Genomic DNA, 23,104 nt, shown 5'->3' with positions numbered 1-23,104 from the left:
AATAATAAACTCTAAAGACCTGTGCAAAAGCTGAAATCGAGAAATCAAGATTTAAATTCATTAGTCTTGATCTCCGGTTTCACAGGAAGAGACTATAATCACTTAAGTGTTCGCGTATAAAAATTTGGGAGCTTAATATGTTACAGTGGATCATTATTGGTGGAGGAATACATGGAACACTTTTGGCAAATTTCTTGCTTTCCTCTCGTAAAGTTTTACCTCATCAAATACAAATTATAGATCCTCACCCGCACTTACTCTTTAACTGGATACATTGTACTCGTAATTGTGGCATGGAATTTTTACGTTCTACCTTGGTACATCACATAGATATTGATCCTTTTGCCTTAAAAAAATATAGTAGAAAAGCAGGTTTTCGTCATCAATTTATCGAGCCATATAGTCGTCCATCACTAAAATTATTTAATAGCCACTGCGAAAGCGTTATACAAAAAAACAATCTAGCAAAACTTCATAAACAGGCTCAAGTGCAAAATATTCATGTAAAACGTGGGTATCTAGAAGTAGAGTCTTCTAGCGGGACTCTAAAAACAAAACGAGTGCTATTAGCAATTGGCTCCGGTTCTTTATCTTTTCCCGAATGGTCTAAACAAGTAGGAGCACAACATATACTTTCTCCTACTTTCCACAGACAAAAACTAAATAATTGTAAGAATGTTGTAGTAGTAGGCGGTGGAATAAGTGCTGCACAAACAGCAATTGCAATGTCCAAACAATGCCCTCAAGCGAAAATTTATCTAATCACAAATCACGCTCCCAACATTCGTAGATTTGATAGCGATCCTGGTTGGATTAGCGGTTATTTACGAAAATTCCATAAAATAGAAAACTACACTATGCGCCGTAAAACCATCGACAATGCTCGTTATCGAGGCTCTATGACAAAAGAAGTAGCCACAACACTAAAACATATAACCGCAGAGAAAAAAGTACATATGGTAGTAGACCGTATAGAAAATGCTTGGCGCGTAGACCAAGAATATATATTACAACTGACCAAAAAAGACCAAATAGTATGTGATCACATAATTCTTGCCACAGGCTTTGATAAAAAGTGTCCAGGTAAATGGCTACAAACGGCTATTAAAAATAGTAGCCTACCTCGAACAGAGTGCGGTTATCCAATTGTCGATAAAAGTCTACATTGGGGGAATAATGTGTATGTTAGTGGGGCACTTTCCGAATTAGAAATTGGTCCTGTCGCAAGAAACATTGTCGGCGCGCGCCTTGCGGCCGAACGTATTGTAAGTGACCTGACAAAAGTAGTTACTTAGAAGGAATAATACATGAATATACAAAAAAAACTAGATTCTGTAGCCATTGCATTTTCAGCTGTATGCGCAGTTCATTGTTTTTTGACACCTTTTATCATTGTTCTTTTTCCATTTTGTGCATCGTCTTGTTGCAATGAACATAGTAATTTTCACCAAATAATGGTCTATATTGTTTTACCACTCAGTAGTTTATCTCTATTTTTAGGTTGTAAGCATCATAAAAAGACTTCTCCCTTCATTATCGGGGTGTTAGGGCTTGCCATTATAACTTATTGTGCTTTCTGGGGGCATTCTACACTAGGAGAGCTTAATGAAAAAGTTTTTACAACTATTGGCGGATCAATCTTAGCGTTTGCTCATTTACGTAATTTTCAATTGTGTAGATGTATTCGATGTGATGAGGAAGAAAAAGCTTGAGGTATTAGGCGCGCCTAATCCTGAAGAAGAAAAGATATTCAACCACCTCCCTTAGTTAAATTGCACTACCCAAAAAAAAGACGTGTTATCGATCAGCTTGTTGTTAGTTGATCAATGACACGTCCTAAACCTGTATTTTGAGCATGAGTAAAAGTTGAAATATTTCAACTTTTACTCATGCTTAACAGGAACTCTGACTCTACTATCTATGTAGTAGTTTCCCCTATGCTCTAATCAGTTTTTATCCTAAATCTGTGTTAGGAATGGATGACTGCTAACCAAATGAAATAAACTCTAAACTCTGCTATATGTATATGCAAGTAGTGTGCCAAAACAAAAAATAAATTTATTTCTGCAGTAATCTCTTTATTTTTCAGGGGAAACAGGCCTTTTTTGAAAAATGCAAATCGCAAAATCATTTTCAAATAGCTGTTACATTTTGTAACGACCTGTGGACAACTGTAATTTTCGGTTACAGGAAAATCAAACTTTCATTGCTATTCCATCTTGTTTTTTTACATTTCTCGATAAGTCGCGATAATATTGTTATTTTCTTCCAAAAATTGCTGTTTCCAATAATAATGGTCCAACAATGATAGATCTTCTTTGCCACGCATTAGAGACGAAATATACAAAGCCTCTACACTTGCGAGCCCACTCTCTGGATCATTGTATTTTTTACTTTTACGAGGATATGCGGTGATAAATCCAGATATAGATCTTCGTTGTAAACATGCTATTTTGCTATTGGTAAATATTTTATCTGCCCACCGCCACGACGCATCAACTAAAAGCAAAGGAAAATCTTTATCTGCTAAAGATAATGGTTCGCCGTCTACGTGCAACAGTAAGTAACCATCATAATCATAATTATTTAGAGAACCAGCATTTATAAAACGTAAGTCTTCGCGGTAGTTTAGTGGGTATATGGTGCATTTTTGTTTTGATTCTTTTTCGTGACGAATAATTGTATCTATGTTGGACATTTTTTATTAAATCTTTCTACAAATTTTTGGTAATCTTCCTCTGTATCTATTCCTCTTGTATTATCAGAAGTTTTTCCGACTATGATCTTGTAGCCATTTTCTAAAACACGTAATTGTTCTAGTTTTTCTAATTTCTCTAAAAATGATGGCTCTAAAGAATTGTAAACATTTAGAAAAGATTTACGGTATGCGTATATTCCAATATGCCCAAGATACGGGCTTATTGATTTTTCTGCGATATCGCGAATAAAGGGGATAGGCGAACGCGAAAAGTATAGGGCCGCATTTTTGCTATCTGTAACAACCTTCACTAGATTAGGATCTAGAGCTTTTTCTGGTGATATTGGGTAGGCTAGAGTTGCAACCTCTATATTTGGGTTTTCTAACAATAGAGAGACCACTTGATCTATTGCTTGTGGCGAAATTTCGGGCTCATCTCCCTGAACATTTACAAATATATCCGCTTGTTCGCGCCCTGCAACTTCAGCAATACGATCTGTTCCACTTTGATGGTCTATACTTGTTAACTGTACTTCTCCATCAAAAGATTTTACTGCCGAAACAATTTCATCAGCATCCGTGGCAATAATAACTTTTTGTATTTTTTCGGCTAAGAGTGCTTGCTCGTATACATGCTGCACTAAAAATTTTCCTGTATCTTTTAATAACGCCTTTTTTGGAAGCCTTGTAGAGGCAAGACGAGCAGGTATAACTGCATATGCTTTGATTGTTTAGTCTCCTTAGGAATAATTCTTAGGGATATTAAAAAAATAATACACTTAATTTTTTTCACATCCCTTAATAGCAAATATAATTTCCATTTTCGTCAAAACAAATTCCTTTGTAAATATCGACAACATCCTGACATAATTTTTGAATTTCTTTGTCGGATTCTTCTTTTTGCATTTTGCGTACAATCGGAATAGCATTGCCAGCAATTGACGATGTTACTTTTGAAGAACCAATAATCCCAAGAGCCATTTTCCGTATTTCAATATCAAAACTATGCAACATACGAAGAACAATTGGAAGCTCTGTTAAATATTCACGAGTATGGCACCACTTGCCTTGTGGACTTGTCATATTGTCTAAACAAAGTAATGCTTGTTCTCTAGTATTTGGATTATTGTGCTCTAAAAAACGAATCACCTGTTCAATTGATCTTTTTCCTAAAGCCGAAAGTAACTTTGCAGCACTTTCCCGAATATTTGGATCGCTTGCTTCAAAATATTTACAGAGTTCTTTGCCATTTTTATCAATTTCTTGTAATGCTTTTACTATAACAAAATTTAGATTATTCTGAGCTGTGTGCGGAACATCTTCATCAAAAAATATGTACTCTTTTCGAAGAGTTTTGTGTATTCTAAAATCTATTTGATATGTTGTGACAATTTTTATAAATCGTGGTATTGCTTTCTCTTTTACTTCTGGACCTATTTTTTTCAACTTTTTAAGCATAATTTTGACAACTTTGAGATCTTTGTTTTCTAAATTATCGATAATTTCATCAATAGTAAGTCCAATGCCTTTAAAATGAATTGTTGTAAGACGATCAACCCATTTAGCGATATAAACACCTACAGCAAAACGAAACAAAACTTCCATAGAACTGTGCAAGGTACTATCAAAAACAAAATGTAGTGTCCAATTAAACGTTTGAAAACAATCTCCAATATCAATAACGCGTAAAAAATTATCGAGTGGCCATAGTAATAGAGCATCTACCAAAAACCACCTTTCACTTGCCGCAGAGTATACATATGTTCCTAGAAATACAACAGCAATAGTAATAGATATTGGCAATATTTGATTCTTCCAACGACGTTTAAAAGCATCAAGCGCATTGTAAATTCCTTGCATTTTATTTTCAAGAAACTTAACTGTCAAAGCAATGACAAAGGCATCAATCATAAGACGCATAACAACAATGGTAGTTCCACACAAGTGCGTATGATGTTTTAAAAAATAAATACCGATATTGAATTCTTCCAGAAAATCGATAATATCTATAGCGCGAAAGATGTGGAAAAACATAAACAAAATCCACTGATACCAGTAAGGATCAGCACTACCGTGCTCAAAATGATGGGAACCTAGTAAATAATAAATCTGCACAAATAGAAATAGAAATAGTACCAATTGTAAAATACACAAACTCAAAACAATTTTGCCGCGCGTTACTAACAGAAAAAGAGAATAGATAAATATACTAGTTATAATCAAGCAATTTACAATTATCGATATCACACTTAGAATACTAATGCTTTTTGTCGCGAGGATATTCGTTGTAAGATAATTACTAAATTGAGAACAAACTTCCTCAGGAGTTTTTGATATTTCTCTCAGCACAATATCTTTATCGCGTTTAATAACGCGACTATAAATCTTATAACCGCTAGTAGTTTTTTGGCATTTAACAAGAAGTATAAGAGCTACATTCTTTTTAAATATTTTTTCGCGAATTTTTTTGCTATTTTTGTTTTGCAAAAAGTGATGTTTTTTAAGCGTAGTATACATTTTTGAGCTACGCGACACAAAGTATTGTTGTCCAATAACTTCAGAAACAATTTTTTGTAGCTGTTTTTCTGTTTCTTTACTGGATTTAATATATACAAAAGCCTTCTCTTGTGCATTTACGTTACTTAGTAAAAATCCCACAAGAATAACTATCTTTAAATTTGCGCAAAAAAAACGTTTCACTTTATTCACCGACCTTAAATTCGTAGGAGCTCTGCTATTGTCTGGAATATATATTCACATACCGTTTTGCAAACAAGCATGCCATTACTGTAATTTCCACTTCTCAACTTCGTTGCGTTTGAAAAAAAAAGTAGTAGATGCCATTATCACTGAATTGCAAATGCAATGCAATTATTTATGTAAACCACCTCAAACACTATACTTTGGTGGAGGCACTCCTTCTATACTGAGCATAGAAGATTTAAAGAGAATTTTCACCACTATTCATAGCTATTATGATACTCAAAATTTGCAAGAAATTACCATTGAAGTCAATCCCAATGATTTAGATAAAGCAACTTTGAAAGAATACTACCAATTAGGTTTTAACCGCTTAAGTATAGGAATTCAATCATTCAGTGATGTTGATTTGAAATTTTTAAATCGCGCACACAATGCCGCGGAAGCTCTCAATTGTATTCAATTATCGCGAGAAGCAGGTTTTAACAATATTTCTATAGATCTTATCTACGGAATTCCCAATGTAACAGATATAGATTGGGAGCGCAATATTCTTAATGCAATTGAGATGAAAATACCCCATATATCTTGTTATTGCTTAACTGTAGAGGAAAAAACAGCGCTTAAGTCCATGATTGAAAGTAAAAAAGTACCAAACATAAGCGAAGACCAAGGAGCCAGACAATTTTCTCTACTCATGGAAGCAATGAATAAAAATAATTATGCTCACTACGAAATTTCAAATTTTTGCCTACCACCATTTTTTTCGCAACACAATACTTCTTACTGGCAAAGTAAACAATACTTGGGTATCGGGCCATCTGCGCACTCTTTTAATGGTCGTGTACGACAATGGAATGTAGCAAATAATCTAGAATATATAAACAAAATCACAGCCAATGAAATACCTGCGCAAAATGAAATTCTTTCACAAACCCAACAAGTAAACGAGTATTTAATGACATCTTTGCGAACAATGTGGGGAACAGACTTGAATAAAATCGCTTTTTTAGGCGGAGAGCAAGGGCGTCATCATATGGAAAAAAAAGCGCAAAAATTTGTAAAAGAAAAAGCACTAATGATTGAAAACAATATAATGCGACTATCTCATCGCGGTAGAATGCTTGCTGATCATATTACACTTGAGTTGTTTGTTGAAGAAACAGGCTAGCTAGAATAGGCATATCCAACAATGCTAGACATTGTAAGCTTGTAATATGTACTTAAACGAAGTGTGATCTAGGGATGGCCTTATGCGTCAGCCTTCACAAACTATTGCAAAACTGATATAGACACACTCTAAATTTTTGTATAAAATTAAATACATCGTATTTTATTTAACAGGCTCTTAGAGCCTCAACTTAAAATCAGGAGATAAAAAAATGACTGATACACAAGTTTTTATATTAATCGGTGGCTTTGTAGCCTTTGGGATTATAATGGTCATTGTGGCTATTGTAACTAGCATAAAAAAAGAAAAACAACGCAAGCAAGAATGGGGACTTGTTGCAAAAGATATTGGTTTTGATTTTGCTGAGTCAAACAATTCCCTTATTTTTAGATATAATTTTTTTAAATCGTTCGATACTGGAAGTAGTCGCAAAACCAAAAACGTAATGACAGGTAAAAACGGGAGCATTGACATTACGATTATGGATTACCAGTATACAACAGGCTCAGGTAAAAATAAAACAACTCACCAGCAAACTATTTGCATCTTCGAAAAAGAAGGTTTAGGGCTTCCTCGATGTTATTTACGTATGCAAATCGCCTTTTTTGATTTTTTGGGAAAGATTTTTGGTGGGCAAGACATTGACTTTGTAGAAGATCCTGAATTTTCTAAATCTTTCGTTTTGCAAGGAGAAGAAAAAGAGGTACGTAGGGTTTTTAATGATAAAGTACGCGAAGGTTTTTTGGATTACAAAGGTAAGAATTTCATTTTTGAAGGTAATAACGATCGATTCTTAATTCACAAAGGAAAAAGAGTCAAGCCTGATGAATTGATGATTATTCTCGAAGATGCGTACAAAATTATTGATCTATTCCTTAAAAATAAACAAGCATGAAAAAAACTGCGCTAGCATTTACTGTTTTACTAACTTTAATGGTTGTTGTGTTTACAGGTTATTCCATTTTTTCTTACTTAGAGTTGAAATTGCACCTTCACCCTAAGGATGATAAAATCTGTTTTTTCGCTAACGGAAAATTTTATGGCACGCGAAAAGAACACTCGCACATAAGACCATTTATCTGGAGTTGGTACCAACAACGTTTCGAAAAAATTTCCAAAAAGGATCTTGCTTGTATTCTATACTTGAAAGAAATAACTTATTTAGATATTTCAAAACTAGGTTTAAAAAATATTCCGCGCGAAATAACAAATTTACAAAATTTGCGTGCGCTTAATATTTCAGAAAATAACTTACAAGCGTTACCGAAAGAAATAAGTGATCTAAAAAGCCTTCAATTTTTATATGCTTGGAATAACAAACTCACTAAATTGCCAAAAGAAATGGGAAAACTATCAAACTTAAATCAAATACATGCTAGTAATAATCAATTAAACAACATTCCCATTGAAATATTCAAATTAAAAGCTTTAACTAGGTTATCCTTGGCAAGAAACAGAATACAAAAAATTCCTTCGCAAATTTTTTCATTACAAAATTTGAAAGTTCTAGACCTAAGCTACAACAAAATGAAAAAACTCCCTATAAAAATGGCTAAATTAAATAATCTAGAAGGCCACTCTCACCTTTCTAATCAACTCCAGCGTGCTGCTTTGTCGATTTCTTTAAATATAGCAGAAGGCGCTGGTGAATTTAGTTCTACCGAGAAAGCTCGTTTTTATAGAATTGCTCGCCGATCTGCTACTGAATGTGCTTCTATTATTGATATCTGTCGATGTTTAAAACTAAGTGACTTGACAAAAGTAGTTACCCGTTGAATGCAGGGCTTTATTTTTATAGCGCGGCGCGACGAAGGCGCGCAGCCGTAGCTGCGTAACAGAGGAGCAACAAAGCTAGAAAATTAAAGAACAAAATGCCAATGGGTAAATACTTTTGGCAGGTCACTTAGTAAAACAAAATCTTCTGGCCAATGGACGAGAACTTCTTTTGCGAGTTGTAGCAATGCTTACTCGTTTGGTCAAAGTTCAAGTAAAAACGTAAGACTTAAATTGCTAGGCGAGATCGGGCTCGCAAGCGGGCTCGGGCTCGAAAAAATAGACAATACTTTGAATGATGACAGGCCCTAAGTATCTCACAGAGAACAACAGTTTTTTTTGCGTTTCGATTAAGGCGTATCGACATTAAGAAAATGACTAAATAAATTGGGTAGTCCATATCATGTAGTGATTAGGTGCTGTTGACGAATTGCTGTTATTAAGATAAAGTGTATCTTCCAAAGAGTGTATTGAGGGAGATATAGAAATGTCAAAGGCAAAAGCGAAAAAAAATACAAGAAGAAGTAAGCTGGTACTAACAGAACAGGCATGGAAAGAAATAGAGTATAAGTGAGTAATCTGTACGTTCAAGAAATCTTAATCTTAACTTAAGTTGCGACCTAAAAATAACAAGAAAAAGTGAAAGCGAGAACAAAAAGGACAACTTTTAACTCAAATCCATAAGAGGTAACAGCATGAATTTTCTTTGGAAAAAAAGAAGTGATCTGACTAAAAGTAGTTTCAATCCTTTTACGGGTAACCTTTTGAATAAACTCAGTAGCTCCGGAAAAAGCCCTTTAGTCATTTTAACTTGAGGATCTTCTACAATCTTGAGTGCTTGTGTTATCTCATCACATATACAGAAAACAATTATAATTTCTTTTTCCATGACTTTCTCCTTCTTGTTTTTCCTACTTTAAGAGAAGAGTCGTTATAACAGTATAAAAAAACGATGTGTGCAATTCGATTTTTGAGGTTCGTGATCGTGGATCGATATTCCATGTGCGAAAATTAGACTATTAACTTTGAAAGCATACAAATTATTCTATAGAGTAGTTTTTTGATTTTCTCTTTTTCTTTTGAGTCTATTATTTCGGCTATCTTAGCAACATCGAATACTGCACTACATTCATTTGCTGATGCTCTTGCTATAGAGAAAAACCTTGCTTTCTCTTTTTTGCTAAATTTGGCATTGCCTTCTGCTATATTAAGAGGGACTCAAGGCGATACTCTTTTTAGCTGATCCTTTAAATAGCTGTAAACCTGATGGCATTTTCTCCATCACATTAAATGTTTCTTTTGTATATTCTAGTGATACTTGATATACATCTAATTTTTCATGATTAAAATTCATTGCATTACCCTTACTTCGTGCCATGTGCCACGACTGCGTCTCACGAGATTCGAACTGCGCACATCGAATTTGCAAGAGTAATTATACCAGACTGTACGATAACTTTTATAGGTCGCAACTTGGGTTAATCTTAATATTATAATTAAGATCCTTCTCAGGAATATGCAAAAGAGAGAAAAGTTAAGTATGTTTCTCAACAACTTGCGTTAGAAACGTGTAAGAAGCTAGAAGTGCGCTTTTCAAAAAATTTCTAAAGAAGATGTTATTCACTTAATGCAATTGAAAGTATTCGTTGTATGATGATTTTATAACATTACAAAATCATCATACAACAAATAAAAACTTAATGATCAGGTTTAATAGAGTCGAGAAATTTTTTGGCATGATATGATTTAGGACTAAAAACATCGGGCTTTGGCGTTCCTGGATGTGTCCAACTACTGCGTGTAAGAGATGCAATTCTATTGTACATGATCTTCAAACGCCATAAATCATAAACACTCTTGCCTTCTACTTCTTTGCGAACCTTACTAATAACATACTCATAATCTTGGATTGCCTTTTCCTTACCCTCTAGTTCGTGTGCTCTATCTTGAAACTCTTTTTGTAAGGACTGACTTTTTTGTAGTTGCTCACTTAAAGTGTTACACTTTTGCTCAAGCTCCATTACACGCTTCTCTAAATGAAGTTGAGTTTTTTTGTATTCTTCATTTTCATTAATGAGTGTACGACACTCGCTACGGAGTTCATTGATTTCTTCAAAACCTTGTTCCATCGCCTGTTGTGGAACTTTAGTAAGAAGTTCTTCACACAAAGTATTCTCAAGGAATTGGTATGATTTTTTTTGCTCACTGCGAAAAGATGCACTCATTCCTCCTAAAAGAGTAACAAGTTGATGCGGATCAAGTTTTTCTTCTAGGTCTGGGAGCTCATTTGATTTTACTAAGTCAGGAATAATCTTATCGCGTAGTGTCTCAATGTATTCAATACGTAGATTTTTGAATTCACGAAGTAAATTTGTTATTTCTGAGTGATTTTTCCCTACTGTTTTGAGAAACGTATTCAATATTTGATAAAACTGACTATTTTTAAAATCAGAAAAATTATTCATCGTCATATTCACCAGCATCTAGAGCCTTGGCTAATTTCCAGAAAAATGTGAAATTCAACAACTCATATGAACGCTCTAAATCTCTACGAAAGTCAGAGATAATTTGATTGAGAAACTCTTTGCCTTTTTGCTCATCATTTACAAGATTTTGCAAAGCACCTTCAATTTCCTTTAGATCTTTTTTGAAAAATGTAACGTACTCACTACGGAGATTAGCATTTTGCTCTAGTAACCAACCTATTTCATTTGCATAGTTTTTCACCAAATCTAAGTGCTGATTTAAGACTTTGGCAATATCTTCAGGTTTGTGTGATGAGGATGCTTCTTGTTGTTCAGGTATCATGTTTTGTTCCTTTAGTAAAAACTTACTTCATGTTTTATGTAATTACCATTTTCATATATAAACTTGGCTGAAAAGAAACTGTTTTGTTCTAGCCACGGGAAAAAGATGCGATCCCCTTCCCATAAATTAAGATCATTCAAACTTTCGTTGGCGATCCAGTGCAGTTCTCCTTCTTCACATTCTCTCAAAGTACCACTAAACTTAGGAACGACATATACAAAGACATACCAATCTTCGTTGTCTTTGAATTTGGGGAAAGTAATCATTCCCTTTAGATTTAGCTCTTTAGCAACAAGTCCTGACTCTTCTTCTATTTCGCGAATAGCACATTCTTCTGGAGTTTCATGTTCATCAAACTTGCCTCCAAGACCATTCCATTTTCCAGCATGAATATCTTTATCTTTTTTTATACGGTGGAGCATAAGAGTTTTGTTATCTTTTTTTAAATAACACAATGTTGCAAGCTTCATATGCTATCCTAACAGAACATGTCCAAAAAAAAACAGATCTTCCGAAGAAAATCTGCTTTGTGTAGTTATTTTGTTAACGTATTACTTTGCGACTAAATGTCACGACAAGTACCGTCATCACAAAAAAGCCAAAAAAAGATTCAAACATCATTATGTAGTTAAGCCAACTATCCGTATACGGAACCCATCCTTCTATAGAAGCGTTAGTAAACGTACGAAAAGAAACTTGGACTGCATCGAGAAACGACATGCTTTGTTCTAAAGCAACAGAGTGATCTAAAGCCAACTCACCACTAGGCACAAACTCTCCTGTTCCTGAAGTAAAAAAGAATACTGCAAAGAATACTAACATCGCGAGCGAAGTCAAAAAGATATTTGCAGGTTTCGTTCCATAACCACAGGCGATATCAAGAGCTAACCAATTGATAAAACGTTTAAGAGCGGAAAATGGTCCTTTAACTTTGATTCCCATACGCTCCATGCGTTTTTCCATGAGATATGCCCAGTCCTCTTTATCGTATTCATTGATCTCTCTAAAGTTGTTTTTCAAAAGCCCATATTCTTTACGCGCAACATGATAATCTTCCTGAACATGACTATCAATATGTCCTTTTAGGCTTGATAACGAAATAAATAAACGTCCGATATGCGCATCAAGAAATTTAAAAGCAGCTTGTTCACCAACTTTAATATTCTGCAAACTAATATTGCGACTTGCACTAATTGCTCGTAGATTGATAATACTTTCAAAGGTTGAATTGTCAAAAGCGACATCTCCAACAACATTCATAGTATTGAAATTCGCACTACCATGAAATTTGCAGTTTTTAAAACTACCCCATTTCATAAACGTAGCGCCAATGAATTTTGTTTCTTTATCAAATTTAGACCGCCCAAAATCAGCAATATCAGCAAAGCGCGCTCCACTAAAAGTACTACTATCTTTAAAGTGGCACTTTTCCATATAAAAGCGGTGGTCAATAAAAATGTCGTTAAAGCTCGCTGTTCCACGAAATTCAACTTCACCATATTTCACCCCTTTAGCGAAATAAGAGCGGGTAAAAACGGTTTTCTTTCCAAAATTACAACGATTAAAACTAACATAACGACGGAAAGCTGATGAATTAAAAGTAGTCTTTCCATCAAACTGTGCTTTAGCAAAATCAGCACCATTTAAAAACTCACAACTTTTAAAGGTCGCATCTTTAACAAAATGACACTCTTTGAATATTGCTTTTGTAAGAAAACGGCTATTACCTAAATCAAGGTGATTTTTGAATTGAACACCTGCAAAATCAACTTGATCAATAACACAATTTGTAAAATTAACTTTTTTAACAACCATAGGAGTTGCGCTAGACATCTTAGTTATGTAACAATTATCAAGCGCAATACCATCACGAATAGCGACTTGAACTTCCTCTTCGGAAACATGACGTAAGCGTTTAATTATTCGCTGTAAATCATCAGGTATATCTTCGCTATCAAATCGTTCTTCCATCTCCTCGTGACTGGTCGCATTATGAATAGCTGTTTTTTGATCTTTTTGTAGCTTTGTTACCTTGAAGTCAATATTCTCTAAATATTCTAGCACTTTATCAAAATTTGGAATGTTCACTGTCGTTGCTACTGGAGAAACATGTTGCGGAATTTCTTCGGTAACGCTTGGTTCATCTACAACCTCTTCTATCTCCTCTATGATTTCCTCTACTTCTTTTTCTAACATAGGAGAAATTTCAGCTGCAATATCTATTTGTGGCGCGCTAATTTGAGACACCACTTTTTCCATTTTATCTAGCATGTGAATCGTTTCGCTCGACATTGATTCTTCCTGCTGCGCTTCTTCGTGTCGTGCTTTTCGTTTTAGAGTACCTATTTTAGGGACAGTTGGTAGTGATAACTCTGCAAAAGGTATTGATTTTTCTACTATATTTACTTTTGCATTAGGCTCCACTTCTGCGTACAAAGCCATCAAATCTTCGCGGGAAATACATTTTGCACTGTATAGTATTGAACTTAGTTGAGGATTGTAACCTAAGTCGTATAGTTTTTTGACTTGATTCCTACAATTTTTTTCATCTTCTTCGCTAATAAGTTGCTTTTCTTTTGCTAGTGCAACAACTTTTTCGTCCAGTAGATCTTCTTTGTAAACCTCAATCTGTACTACTGCTACTTTATTACCACTACTGAGTTTATCTTCTACTTTTTGGTGTAGAGATGCTACTTGCTCAGTAGATAGGAATCCATGCTTTACAATATTTTCTGAGAATCCAGAAAAAAATTGCTTGCAAAGTTTGGCTTGCTGTGTGGAAATCATTTTCTCGCCAACAGCAAGTTCGAGAAACAATGAATCTCTTTCAGATAAAGTAGGCATTTACATCATCCTGTCTATATAACTGTAACTCAGAATAAAATAATTTCACTAATGCCAAAACGTTGTTGTTTTCTTGAAAAAGAAGGTCGTGGGAGTTAGTGAATACTTGATTTTGTATGTTTAGAGATTGTAAAACCATTTACGGCGTGTTCATATTTATTTTTATAATTTGGATAGGGCATCGCATTTTTATTGGAGTTGTATACATCAAAGTATCAAAATAACTCAAGCTAGACAAAACCCACTGTAGACACACTACGCAAAATTATAATTATTTTGAATAGATTTTAAAAAGTTTATCGTCTGCGTCTTCGCCTTTTTAAAGAGAGTTTTTTGCGGCGACTTAACTTTGGAATTGCAACAGTCGCATCAATGCCTTTAAGTAAATCTCCTCGCGATATTTGAATCATTTCGGGGTTTTTAGCAGATCCCAAATCCTTTATTAATTCTGCTGGATCTTGGTAACGGTTGTTCTTTTCTTTCGCAGTCATTTTATCAATAATTTCAATAGCTCGTTTTTCGCGCTCAGAAACCGAATCTTGGGGAAATTTAATCTTTTCTGTTAGATGTTTCGCCATAATTTCTCTAGAACTACCTTGAAAAGGTATTTTGCCAAAAAGAGTACGATAAAATGTGATTCCAAGAGAATATATGTCACTACGTATATCTATGTTTGGTTCACTGCGTATTTGTTCAGGGCTCATGAAAGCCGGCGTTCCAAAATCTTGTTCTTTTTTTCGAGTATCATCGATTCTCTCTGCTAATCCTAAATCACAAAGTTTTACAATACCATCTTTTTTAATAAGTATATTTTCTGGTTTTATATCACGATGCACAAACCCTCTAGCAGATGCATGTTCTAATGACTTTGTTACCTGAGTAATGATATCTATTCCTTCTGAAATCGGAAGCTTATCACCGCTATTTTTTAATTTCTCGTGTAGCGAGACACCATCAACATATTCCATAACGAAAAAACAAAATTCATTTTTACGTCCAAAATCATACCCAGAGATAATATTTTCGTGATTTAGTTTTGCAACAGCGCGTGCTTCTTTTAAAAATAACTCGTTTAACTGCGGATTACTACTGTATTCTTCTGATAAAATTTTAATAGCAACAAGTCTGTCCATTGATATTTGACGCGCTTTATAAATATAACCCATGCCACCTACACCTATAAGCGATATCATCTTATATCCATCGATCTTGTAAGACACCTCACCTGTGACAAAGCGCCAAGCTTCTGCAACTTGTTCTTTTGTCATATAACCTTCACGAATAAGGAGTTCCAAAAAACGGATACTAACACCATTTGCAGCATATTTTTGATGCAGTAGCATACATTTGCGCAATTGTTCCTGGGTAATAAATTTACGCGAACGAATAACCTTTATAAAGAATTTCTGATTGCGCTTTTCTTCTTCTTTACTTTGAGGGGTATTTGGAAGCTCAGCAACCTTGTAACGACCTGAAGTTGTTCTTGGAATTTCGGATTGTTCAAAGTTTAAAACATTTCCTACAACGTTTAGAAGTTCGGCCATTTTAATAGAATCAACATAGCCTTTTTTTTGTAGAACTTGTCCTAAGTTAAAGCGTGGATTTCGCTTCTGTAACTTTATACATTCGGCTATTTGAGAGGTGTTAATATTTATTTCATTGCTAGATAACAACATGCTTATTAACATAGCATCGCCGGGTGAGCCTGCTGATTCAAGTAATGTGGTTGTAGGTATTCGTTTTGGTTCTTCTGGGACTGGGTCGCTTTTTTGCTGTGAAGAATCGTCCTCTGTTGGCTTACGAAATCTAATTTTTCTTGAAATAGCACTTGTTTTCTCAGTAATTTTCCGAGGAACAGCATAATCACCTAAAGCATTCTCACTTGTCTTGTCTACTGATTTACTTTCAAAATCAGTGCGATTAATAACAGGCATTTCACCTGTGGAATGAAAAGAGAACGGCTTATCAGGTTCTCCATTCTCAGATATTGCAGAGGTCAAATCAATTTTTGAGTCTTCGTCAGGTCCTAGAGATTTTTCAGTATTTTCTTCGTTGTAAAACCACACATCAACGCGACCAGCAGTAACTAAATCGTTGTTTTGCAAAGTAACAACCGTTTCGATTTTTTCACCATTGACATACGTATAATTACGACTACCTAGATCTTCTAAAAGAAACTTATCACCTTGATGAGTTATTCTACAGTGCAGTTTAGAAATAGAAAGATCTGAGATTTGAATATCAGCAGAAGAGCTCCGTCCTATAACAACATATCCTCCAGAGGGTATATTGAAAGTCTCTTCCCCACTTTCTTCTCGTTGTACAACAATTTGGCCAATACTCATATGTTCTCCAGGTTTCAATCACTTTACAATAGAAATAGAATTTTCCTATCACATCCTGCTTTTATAAAAACTTCACAAAAACTCGAAAAAAATAAGTTAAAAAGTCTTTTTGAATTATATATTTTATCTATAAAATATGCAAGAATAAAAGATCGTTGCCGCATAGGTGACTAGTCACTCAGAAAGATAAATGTCAGTATGTCCTAGAACACTAATGCTTAGGGGAAACCAATGGCACTGTTTATAAAAAATGGAGAAATCGTTACTGCAGACAGCCGCTATGTCGCAGATATATGGTGTGAAAACGAGACAATCACTACAATTGGTAAAAATCTACCCATACCAAATCACGCTGAAGTAATTGATGCCACAGGGAAATTAGTTTTTCCAGGGTTTGTGGACCCTCACACCCACATTTACCTGCATGCAATGGGAACGTATGCTAAAGATACTTATGAAACAGGAACAATTGCTGCTTTGTGCGGAGGGACAACAACACTGATTGACTTTGTGAATCCTGGGCGTGAAGAAGGATCACTAGAAGCGTTAGAAAAATGGCGACAACAAACCCAAAATCCTTGTCACGACTATACATGTCATATGACAGTTAGTCATTTTAGCGACCAAGTAGAAAGCGAATTACGCGAAGTCGTCAAACAAGGCATTACCAGTTTTAAAATATTTTTTGCGTACAAAGATATTCTAGGAATGAACGACGGTGACATTTACAAAACTCTTTCTCTTGCAAAAAGTTTAGGGGTTGTAACTACTGCTCATTGCGAAAATGCGCATATAATAGATATCCGTCAACAGCAACTAGTTGCCAACAAACAACTAGCGACAAAATACCATCATGAAAGTCGTCCTCCTATACTAGAAGCTGAAGGAACACATAGATTGTGCGTTATGTCTGAGCTTATTGGCGGAGAAGTATATGTTGTTCATCTTTCTTGCGAAGAAGCTCTACAGAAAGTGTTAGCAGCAAAAATGCGCGGCGCTAATATTCATGCCGAAACATTGATTCAATACTTGTTACTGGACAAAAGTCACGCTGAACTACCTAATTTTGAGGGAGCAAAGTATATAATGAGCCCTCCTTTACGCGATAAGAAAAACCAGAAAATACTATGGAATGCTTTACAACAAGGCTTCTTAGCGACAGTAGCAACTGATCATGCTCCTTTTGATTGGAAGCAAAGGCAAATGGGACGCGATAACTTTTGCAATATTCCCAACGGAATACCTTCCTTAGAAGATCGAGTGCGTTTATTGTATACTCATGGAGTACAGGCAGGGAATATCGACATTCATCGTTTTGTTGATGTCGCAAGCACACGAGCAGCAAAAATATTCGGCTTGTTTCCACAAAAAGGAACTATTCAAGTAGGAAGCGATGCCGATCTTGTGGTATATGATCCAAATTGCCGGCAAACAATTTCAGCAAAAACCCATCATATGAACATCGATTACAGTGTTTTTGAAGGTTATGAGGTTTCAGGAGTTTGTAGCACAGTTACAGTACGTGGAAATATCCAAGTTCGCGATGGTGAATTTGTAGGTAAAAAAGGAATTGGAAAATTCTTAAAAAGACAACAAAGGATATGTTAATGGAAAAACAAATATACGCTCATTTTGATAATGAGGGAATTTACGTTTATCAGGCATTCAAACCTGAAATTGTAGCCGCCGCACTGGAAAAAGGAACCTTTGGTAAAGGTTTTAATATGGATCGCATGACATGGATAAAACCTTCCTTTGCCTGGATGTTGTATCGTTCAGGTTACGCTAGCAAGCACCGCCAAGAAGCCATTCTCAAGATAAAAATATGTCATGAAGGTTTTTTGGAAATTCTGCGGGAAGCTGTGCCTACTTCGCACGACGAAAGTTTGTTCAGCAGTGAAAAGGAGTGGCATAACAAGTTAAAAAAATCACTTGTTCGTTACCAGTGGGACCCAGAAAGAGACTTACACATGCGAAAAATAGGTAGGCGCGCTATTCAATTGGGAATTCGCGGAGAGATAGTAACGCGCTACGTAAATGAATGGATTATTTCATTAGAAGAGGTAACGGCACTGGCCCACGAAGTAAAAAATTCATTATCAGCTAAAAAACTACCTTCTGTACCTATCGAATCGATTTACCAAATAAAAGATCAAGACCTCCGCCAGCAAATGCAGATAACAGAGGCCAAAAAATGAGCAACGAAAAAATAACGCTAAAGAATTTCTACATGATTCTTTTTCCTTTAGTTTTTACCGCAATTCATGAGTTCTGTTTTTTTATTTTTTTATGCGCCAAAGAAGGATGGCGAGAGGCATTTCAGATAAACACTAGTTTTATGCGCTGGCTACGCTTCGTGAAAACAGCTGATGTTAATTACTATCTTTTATGTTGGCTTGTACCTATTTTCTTATCAATTACTGTTACCTATTTATTGCTGAATATAATAACGCGTTCAAGTCAAATAGAGTAAAATGATTAAAAAATTTTACTTGATTATTTAATAAAGCTCGTTATGTTGGCAACAGGATATAAAAAAATTATTCTAGTAATTAATTAGCAGTATCATTGTTTAGGAGAAAAAGGCATGGCTATAAAAGTTGGAATTAATGGCTTTGGACGTATTGGTAAATTGGTATTCCAAGTGTTATCTCAAAACCCTGAGTTTGAGGTAGTTGCAGTAAACGATCTAAGTGATCCAAACACCTTAGCTTACTTACTTAAGTATGATTCAGTTCATGGTCCTTTCCAAGGAACAGTTGAAGTTGAAGATGGGAATTTTGTTGTTAACGGTAAAAAAATTCGCGTTCTTTCTGAAAGAGATCCGAAACAACTACCGTGGAAAGACATGGGCGTTGAATTTGTCGTTGAATCTACAGGTGTTTTTCGCAAAAGAGAGCTATGTGCACAGCACATTACCGCAGGAGCAAAGTGCGTCTTTTTAACTGTTCCTGCTAAAGATGAAATTGACGCTACAATTGTAATGGGAGTTAATGACGACTCGCTAACAAAAGAGCATCAAATTATTTCTAATGCTTCTTGTACAACAAACTGCTTGGCACCAGTTGCTAAAATTTTAAATGATCAATTTGGAATTGAAAAAGGTCTAATGACAACAGTCCACGCTTACACTAACGATCAAGGTGTTGCTGATCAAATTCATAGTGATATGCGCCGCGCCCGTGCAGCAGCTGTAAATATCATTCCAACCACAACAGGCGCTGCTAAAGCTGTCGGCAAGGTTATTCCTGATTTGAATGGCAAATTAGATGGATTTGCTCTTCGTGTACCTGTTGTAGACGGTTCGTGCGTTGATTTAGTTGTGCATCTAAAAAAAGATGCTTCTGCTAAAGAAATAAACGCTGTATTAAAAGAGAATGCTGAAGGAAAGTTAAAAGGTATTCTAAGCTATACAGAAGACCCTATCGTTTCCTCTGACATCATTCACAATCCGCATTCCTCTATAGTAGACGGACAGTGCACAATGGCTCTAGGAGGAAACCTGGTTAAGGTTGTTTCTTGGTATGATAACGAATGGGGCTATTCAAACCGCGTTGTTGATTTAATGAAACTTGCAGCTAGTTTACATGGCTAAATTCGTTTGTAAAAGTCCTGGAAACAGGGCTTTTTTTTTGTACTGAAAGGCTTGTTATGAAAAAAAAAGGCCCTGAGTCATATCGCTCTCGTAAAAAAATAATTTTTTCATTACTAGTACTTATTGCCATGCTCTTTTTCTTAGAAGTAAGTTCTTTTATTATATATCTTGTTACCTATGGTGGTAATGATTTTTCTACCTTACGAAAACAAAAAAATACACTTATTTATTTAACAAACACTGATTCACCAAAAAATACAACAAAACGGTTTGATCGTCAATTTATTAAACGTAAATTTCTCCAAAAAAAAGCAACCCACCCTTACATAGGATTCGCAAGTAATCCAAGTAATTCAAATAAAGATTTTAAAGGCTATGGTTTTCCAAAAACTATTTATAAGAAATCCTCTGATCACATCATCATTTTAATTCTTGGTGGTTCTGTTGCTGGGGGTTTTAATAGGTATGGATCAAAACATCTTATCAAAGAGTTAAAATTTTATAATTACACAGAAAGAAAAATAGTGGTGTTAAATTTGGCCGTTGGTGGATATAAACAACCACAACAACTTATGGCACTAAACTATTACTTAGCGATAGGCGGAGAATTCGACATTGTCATTAACATTGATGGTTTTAACGATATTACTCTTCACTCTAAAAAAAATGAATTAAAAGGCGTTTCGATATTCTACCCTACAGATTGGTTTCTTCGTTCTCAAGGAATTTCTAATCCTGTAGTAGCTTACCGTAAAGGAAAACTAATTGATTTGAGAATAAAGCGCATGGAAATAGCAAAGTCTTATTCTGGCATAAATCACTACTCATTTACCTTAAATTTATTATGGAAAGTACTTGATAGTTCTCTGCAATCTGAATACCAAAAAAATATTGATTTTTTAAATAGTTATGTTCCAAAAGGAAATTTACCTTACTCTGTTAGTGGTCCAAAACTTACTTATGCAAATGAAGAAGAAATAGAAAGTGAATTAGTTGACTTATGGAAACGGTGTTCGTTAATAATAAAGAGAATATGCGATAGCCATAATGGTCAATATTTCCATTTTTTACAGCCCAATCAATATTTTCTAAACTCTAAGGATTTTAATACAGAGGAGAGGAAAATCGCTTACTTAGAAAGTCATCCATTTAATCGATCAGTAAATCGTAGATATCCACTACTTCAACAAAAAAGCCAAGAATTAATTGATCAAAGCGTTAATTTTGAAGACTTAACTATGGTCTTTAAATATATAAAAAAAACAACATACATTGATAACTGTTGTCACTTAAATGAATTTGGAAACCAGATTATGGCTAAGAAAATTGCAAATACTATTTTGCAACACAAATAATAAGAACCATGCGAACAATTCTTATTATTTGTATTTTATCAGCAGAACTAAATTTACCAGCTACTTAAGCACTCTTCTTACGTCTACCTATCTTCAAATTTAAAACAAGTTAAACACAGCTCCGATTATTGCTGCATAAGCTAAATAACCGACAGTTGTAATTCCACAACCTATCAAAAACGATATTATGACATATTTCTTTTTACTAGCTGTTGCTGCATTCCAAAGTTCATCACTTCTCATAACACTTGGGTTCTCTTCATTGACACTTACATCAAACAAAGAACAGTGTTTTTGATTTATATTACAAAGTAGCCATTTTTCACCTTTTCTCTGAAAATACCAGTACTCGTCAATACTACGACCTGGCTTTCCATCGTCTCCTTGGTTGGAGACTAGATCTCCTCCGTAGGTAACAATTTTGTCGTCCATAGTTCCTGTAATATGAGCAACAAACATGTCTAGGCTATCATCAATGTAGTTTTGAGCTTGTACAATATCTATGCGCTGAACGCTGACACTTGTTATTTTGTTAAACTGCTTGCGACTACTATAGTCATACATTAATTTGCAGTATTTATTTTTATAAGATGGATGTAAATATCTTTTAGAGCCATCTACATTATTTAACGACCAGTAGTCTTGTAATTTATGGAATACATCATCAACATGCGCAATTAATTTTTCGTGTTTCCAAATAACGTCAGTGTTATTAGATTCACTGATAATTCGCCAAGCGTCATTTTTAGATCGCTTTCTTATTAAGTAAAAGTAAGTTCCTTGTCCAATAAGATATGGTAGCAATAATATAATAACAATTAAACCAGCGCCACCGTCACCTTTGCCACTTGTACCACCTGCTCCTGCGTACAAAGGACAACAAACAACAATCAAAAATAGAAAGACTAAATTGCGTTTACTCATAGAAAATACTCCTTAAAGGTAGTTTTGAGACAACAACTTAGACGTTCGAAAAATGTATTTGTTTGCATTGATGGTTTTGGCCAACTAGAATTACCTATTTGATCTTGATACTGTCTACAATAATGAGGAATTAAAAATGACACACAAATACAACCAAAAAATTCTTCGTGCCAAACAAAAATTCCTAGAGCGAATGGAAAAAAAAGGTAAATCAGCTCCCAATGATAATGAACGTATTCCTCCTGGTCAGCATATAGCCAAAGGATTTCCGATATTAGACCTAGGAATACGCCCAGACTTTGCCTCTGATACATGGCGCTTCAAGGTTGTTGGCGAAATTGAAAACACATTAGAGTTTTCTTGGGATGAATTGTTAAAGTTGCCTAAACATCAACAAACTTCAGATTTTCATTGTGTTACAACATGGTCAGTTCTCGATGTTTTATGGGGAGGGATAAAGCTCAAAGAAATTTTAAATCTTGCCTGTCTTAAGGACAGCGCGCAATTTGTTATTTTACATAGCAGTGATGGTTATACTACCAATGTTCCATTAGAAGACGCTTTAGCAGAAGATGTGATGTTGGCTTATGAATTACAAAATGAACTTCTCACCATAGAGCATGGTGGTCCAATACGCTTTGTTTTACCAGCTCTTTACGGCTGGAAGTCTGCAAAATTTTTACATACGATTGAATTTAGTTCTGTTGATAAACCTGGATTCTGGGAAGTACGCGGATATCATAATCATGGAGATCCATGGCTAGAAGAAAGACAAACAAGTAGCCCTTTAGATTACCTGCGAAAACGAGCAGAAGAAACTCTTAAACAAAAAGATAAACAATAAATTATTCAACTCAGTAAAAGCACAAAATTTTCATTATTGTAATTATC

Annotated in this window: 22 protein-coding genes; 10 read left to right on the top strand and 12 right to left on the bottom strand. The window is 35.0% G+C overall.

Annotation, left to right across the window (positions count from 1 at the left end):
- Nucleotides 1-137 precede the first annotated feature (137 nt).
- Nucleotides 138-1,295: an NAD(P)-binding domain-containing protein gene (locus UABHE_RS33890; RefSeq protein WP_372367918.1), complete on the top strand. Its 1,158-nt coding sequence runs from the start codon at nt 138-140 to the stop codon at nt 1,293-1,295.
- Nucleotides 1,296-1,307: 12 nt separating this feature from the next.
- Complete coding sequence (locus UABHE_RS33885) at nt 1,308-1,712, top strand: MerC domain-containing protein (protein ID WP_372367917.1); 405 nt, start codon at nt 1,308-1,310, stop codon at nt 1,710-1,712.
- 515 nt (nt 1,713-2,227) lie between these two features.
- On the opposite strand, the gene UABHE_RS33880 is transcribed toward UABHE_RS33885, so the two are convergent.
- The 3 genes from UABHE_RS33880 to UABHE_RS33870 form a co-directional block, all read right to left on the bottom strand.
- Complete coding sequence (locus UABHE_RS33880) at nt 2,228-2,698, bottom strand: hypothetical protein (protein ID WP_372367915.1); 471 nt, start codon at nt 2,696-2,698, stop codon at nt 2,228-2,230.
- The gene (gene kdsB, locus UABHE_RS33875) at nt 2,686-3,426 is read right to left on the bottom strand and encodes a 3-deoxy-manno-octulosonate cytidylyltransferase (RefSeq protein WP_372371719.1); all 741 of its coding nucleotides are present in this window, start codon (nt 3,424-3,426) and stop codon (nt 2,686-2,688) included. Before kdsB ends, UABHE_RS33880 begins: the two co-directional genes overlap by 13 nt.
- Nucleotides 3,427-3,496: 70 nt before the next feature.
- Nucleotides 3,497-5,398: a HEAT repeat domain-containing protein gene (locus UABHE_RS33870; RefSeq protein ID WP_372367913.1), complete on the bottom strand. Its 1,902-nt coding sequence runs from the start codon at nt 5,396-5,398 to the stop codon at nt 3,497-3,499.
- 37 nt (nt 5,399-5,435) lie between these two features.
- Between UABHE_RS33870 and hemW the strand changes: the two genes are divergently transcribed.
- From hemW to UABHE_RS33855, 3 genes are all read left to right on the top strand, one after another.
- Nucleotides 5,436-6,569, top strand: a complete 1,134-nt coding sequence (gene hemW, locus UABHE_RS33865) for a radical SAM family heme chaperone HemW (protein WP_372367912.1) — start codon at nt 5,436-5,438, stop codon at nt 6,567-6,569.
- Between the two features lie 211 nt (nt 6,570-6,780).
- Nucleotides 6,781-7,464, top strand: coding sequence for a hypothetical protein (locus UABHE_RS33860; protein ID WP_372367911.1), 684 nt, complete (start codon nt 6,781-6,783; stop codon nt 7,462-7,464).
- Nucleotides 7,461-8,345 (top strand): four helix bundle protein, encoded by an 885-nt coding sequence (locus tag UABHE_RS33855; RefSeq protein ID WP_372367910.1) that lies wholly within the window; start codon nt 7,461-7,463, stop codon nt 8,343-8,345. Before UABHE_RS33860 ends, UABHE_RS33855 begins: the two co-directional genes overlap by 4 nt.
- A 664-nt stretch (nt 8,346-9,009) precedes the next feature.
- On the opposite strand, the gene UABHE_RS33850 is transcribed toward UABHE_RS33855, so the two are convergent.
- The 8 genes from UABHE_RS33850 to UABHE_RS33815 form a co-directional block, all read right to left on the bottom strand.
- Nucleotides 9,010-9,231 carry a hypothetical protein gene (locus tag UABHE_RS33850; protein ID WP_372367909.1) on the bottom strand — a complete coding sequence of 74 codons (222 nt, stop codon included), beginning with the start codon at nt 9,229-9,231 and terminating at the stop codon, nt 9,010-9,012.
- A gap of 122 nt (nt 9,232-9,353) precedes the next feature.
- A complete protein-coding gene (locus tag UABHE_RS33845; RefSeq protein WP_372371630.1) occupies nt 9,354-9,548 on the bottom strand; it encodes a four helix bundle protein in 195 nt (64 codons plus the stop codon).
- A gap of 1 nt (nt 9,549) precedes the next feature.
- On the bottom strand, nt 9,550-9,696 hold the full coding sequence (locus UABHE_RS33840; protein WP_372367908.1) for a hypothetical protein: 147 nt from the start codon (nt 9,694-9,696) through the stop codon (nt 9,550-9,552).
- 343 nt (nt 9,697-10,039) lie between these two features.
- Complete coding sequence (locus UABHE_RS33835; protein WP_372367907.1) at nt 10,040-10,807, bottom strand: hypothetical protein; 768 nt, start codon at nt 10,805-10,807, stop codon at nt 10,040-10,042.
- A complete protein-coding gene (locus UABHE_RS33830) occupies nt 10,800-11,150 on the bottom strand; it encodes a hypothetical protein (protein ID WP_372367906.1) in 351 nt (116 codons plus the stop codon). Before UABHE_RS33830 ends, UABHE_RS33835 begins: the two co-directional genes overlap by 8 nt.
- Before the next feature lie 11 nt (nt 11,151-11,161).
- Nucleotides 11,162-11,620, bottom strand: coding sequence for an NUDIX domain-containing protein (locus UABHE_RS33825; protein WP_372367905.1), 459 nt, complete (start codon nt 11,618-11,620; stop codon nt 11,162-11,164).
- A 73-nt stretch (nt 11,621-11,693) separates the two neighbouring features.
- Complete coding sequence (locus tag UABHE_RS33820; RefSeq protein ID WP_372367904.1) at nt 11,694-13,994, bottom strand: pentapeptide repeat-containing protein; 2,301 nt, start codon at nt 13,992-13,994, stop codon at nt 11,694-11,696.
- 296 nt (nt 13,995-14,290) lie between these two features.
- A complete protein-coding gene (locus tag UABHE_RS33815; RefSeq protein ID WP_372367903.1) occupies nt 14,291-16,339 on the bottom strand; it encodes a protein kinase in 2,049 nt (682 codons plus the stop codon).
- Between the two features lie 231 nt (nt 16,340-16,570).
- Here UABHE_RS33815 and hydA point away from each other — a divergent pair, with 231 nt between their 5' ends.
- The 4 genes from hydA (at nt 16,571) to UABHE_RS33795 (ending at nt 21,289) form a co-directional block, all read left to right on the top strand.
- Nucleotides 16,571-17,947, top strand: a complete 1,377-nt coding sequence (hydA, locus tag UABHE_RS33810; protein ID WP_372367902.1) for a dihydropyrimidinase — start codon at nt 16,571-16,573, stop codon at nt 17,945-17,947.
- Complete coding sequence (locus UABHE_RS33805) at nt 17,947-18,537, top strand: DUF4291 domain-containing protein (protein WP_372367901.1); 591 nt, start codon at nt 17,947-17,949, stop codon at nt 18,535-18,537. Before hydA ends, UABHE_RS33805 begins: the two co-directional genes overlap by 1 nt.
- A gap of 389 nt (nt 18,538-18,926) precedes the next feature.
- Complete coding sequence (gene gap, locus UABHE_RS33800; protein ID WP_372367899.1) at nt 18,927-19,934, top strand: type I glyceraldehyde-3-phosphate dehydrogenase; 1,008 nt, start codon at nt 18,927-18,929, stop codon at nt 19,932-19,934.
- Between the two features lie 56 nt (nt 19,935-19,990).
- Nucleotides 19,991-21,289 (top strand): hypothetical protein, encoded by a 1,299-nt coding sequence (locus UABHE_RS33795; RefSeq protein WP_372367898.1) that lies wholly within the window; start codon nt 19,991-19,993, stop codon nt 21,287-21,289.
- Between the two features lie 99 nt (nt 21,290-21,388).
- Here UABHE_RS33795 and UABHE_RS33790 read toward each other — a convergent pair whose 3' ends face one another.
- Nucleotides 21,389-22,213 carry a hypothetical protein gene (locus tag UABHE_RS33790; RefSeq protein WP_372367897.1) on the bottom strand — a complete coding sequence of 275 codons (825 nt, stop codon included), beginning with the start codon at nt 22,211-22,213 and terminating at the stop codon, nt 21,389-21,391.
- 136 nt (nt 22,214-22,349) lie between these two features.
- On the opposite strand from UABHE_RS33790, the gene UABHE_RS33785 reads away from it, so the two are divergent.
- Nucleotides 22,350-23,057: a sulfite oxidase-like oxidoreductase gene (locus tag UABHE_RS33785; RefSeq protein WP_372367896.1), complete on the top strand. Its 708-nt coding sequence runs from the start codon at nt 22,350-22,352 to the stop codon at nt 23,055-23,057.
- The last annotated feature ends 47 nt before the right edge of the window (nt 23,058-23,104 follow it).

Origin of the sequence: Candidatus Uabimicrobium helgolandensis, assembly GCF_041508025.1 — a bacterium.
Taxonomy (GTDB): domain Bacteria; phylum Planctomycetota; class Uabimicrobiia; order Uabimicrobiales; family Uabimicrobiaceae; genus Uabimicrobium; species Uabimicrobium helgolandensis.
Note: the sequence above shows the minus strand (reverse complement) of the source record. Positions and strands in the feature narration are given on the sequence as shown.

Excerpts from the sequence above, each read along its gene's own strand:
- UABHE_RS33890 (WP_372367918.1), top strand. The coding sequence starts at position 138 with ATGTTACAGTGGATCATTATTGGTGGAGGAATACATGGAACACTTTTG.
- UABHE_RS33885 (WP_372367917.1), top strand. The coding sequence starts at position 1,308 with ATGAATATACAAAAAAAACTAGATTCTGTAGCCATTGCATTTTCAGCT.
- UABHE_RS33880 (WP_372367915.1), bottom strand. The coding sequence starts at position 2,698 with ATGTCCAACATAGATACAATTATTCGTCACGAAAAAGAATCAAAACAA.
- UABHE_RS33860 (WP_372367911.1), top strand. The coding sequence starts at position 6,781 with ATGACTGATACACAAGTTTTTATATTAATCGGTGGCTTTGTAGCCTTT.
- UABHE_RS33855 (WP_372367910.1), top strand. The coding sequence starts at position 7,461 with ATGAAAAAAACTGCGCTAGCATTTACTGTTTTACTAACTTTAATGGTT.
- UABHE_RS33850 (WP_372367909.1), bottom strand. The coding sequence starts at position 9,231 with ATGGAAAAAGAAATTATAATTGTTTTCTGTATATGTGATGAGATAACA.
- UABHE_RS33840 (WP_372367908.1), bottom strand. The coding sequence starts at position 9,696 with ATGAATTTTAATCATGAAAAATTAGATGTATATCAAGTATCACTAGAA.
- UABHE_RS33835 (WP_372367907.1), bottom strand. The coding sequence starts at position 10,807 with ATGAATAATTTTTCTGATTTTAAAAATAGTCAGTTTTATCAAATATTG.
- UABHE_RS33830 (WP_372367906.1), bottom strand. The coding sequence starts at position 11,150 with ATGATACCTGAACAACAAGAAGCATCCTCATCACACAAACCTGAAGAT.
- UABHE_RS33825 (WP_372367905.1), bottom strand. The coding sequence starts at position 11,620 with ATGAAGCTTGCAACATTGTGTTATTTAAAAAAAGATAACAAAACTCTT.
- UABHE_RS33820 (WP_372367904.1), bottom strand. The coding sequence starts at position 13,994 with ATGCCTACTTTATCTGAAAGAGATTCATTGTTTCTCGAACTTGCTGTT.
- UABHE_RS33815 (WP_372367903.1), bottom strand. The coding sequence starts at position 16,339 with ATGAGTATTGGCCAAATTGTTGTACAACGAGAAGAAAGTGGGGAAGAG.
- hydA (WP_372367902.1), top strand. The coding sequence starts at position 16,571 with ATGGCACTGTTTATAAAAAATGGAGAAATCGTTACTGCAGACAGCCGC.
- UABHE_RS33805 (WP_372367901.1), top strand. The coding sequence starts at position 17,947 with ATGGAAAAACAAATATACGCTCATTTTGATAATGAGGGAATTTACGTT.
- gap (WP_372367899.1), top strand. The coding sequence starts at position 18,927 with ATGGCTATAAAAGTTGGAATTAATGGCTTTGGACGTATTGGTAAATTG.
- UABHE_RS33795 (WP_372367898.1), top strand. The coding sequence starts at position 19,991 with ATGAAAAAAAAAGGCCCTGAGTCATATCGCTCTCGTAAAAAAATAATT.
- UABHE_RS33790 (WP_372367897.1), bottom strand. The coding sequence starts at position 22,213 with ATGAGTAAACGCAATTTAGTCTTTCTATTTTTGATTGTTGTTTGTTGT.
- UABHE_RS33785 (WP_372367896.1), top strand. The coding sequence starts at position 22,350 with ATGACACACAAATACAACCAAAAAATTCTTCGTGCCAAACAAAAATTC.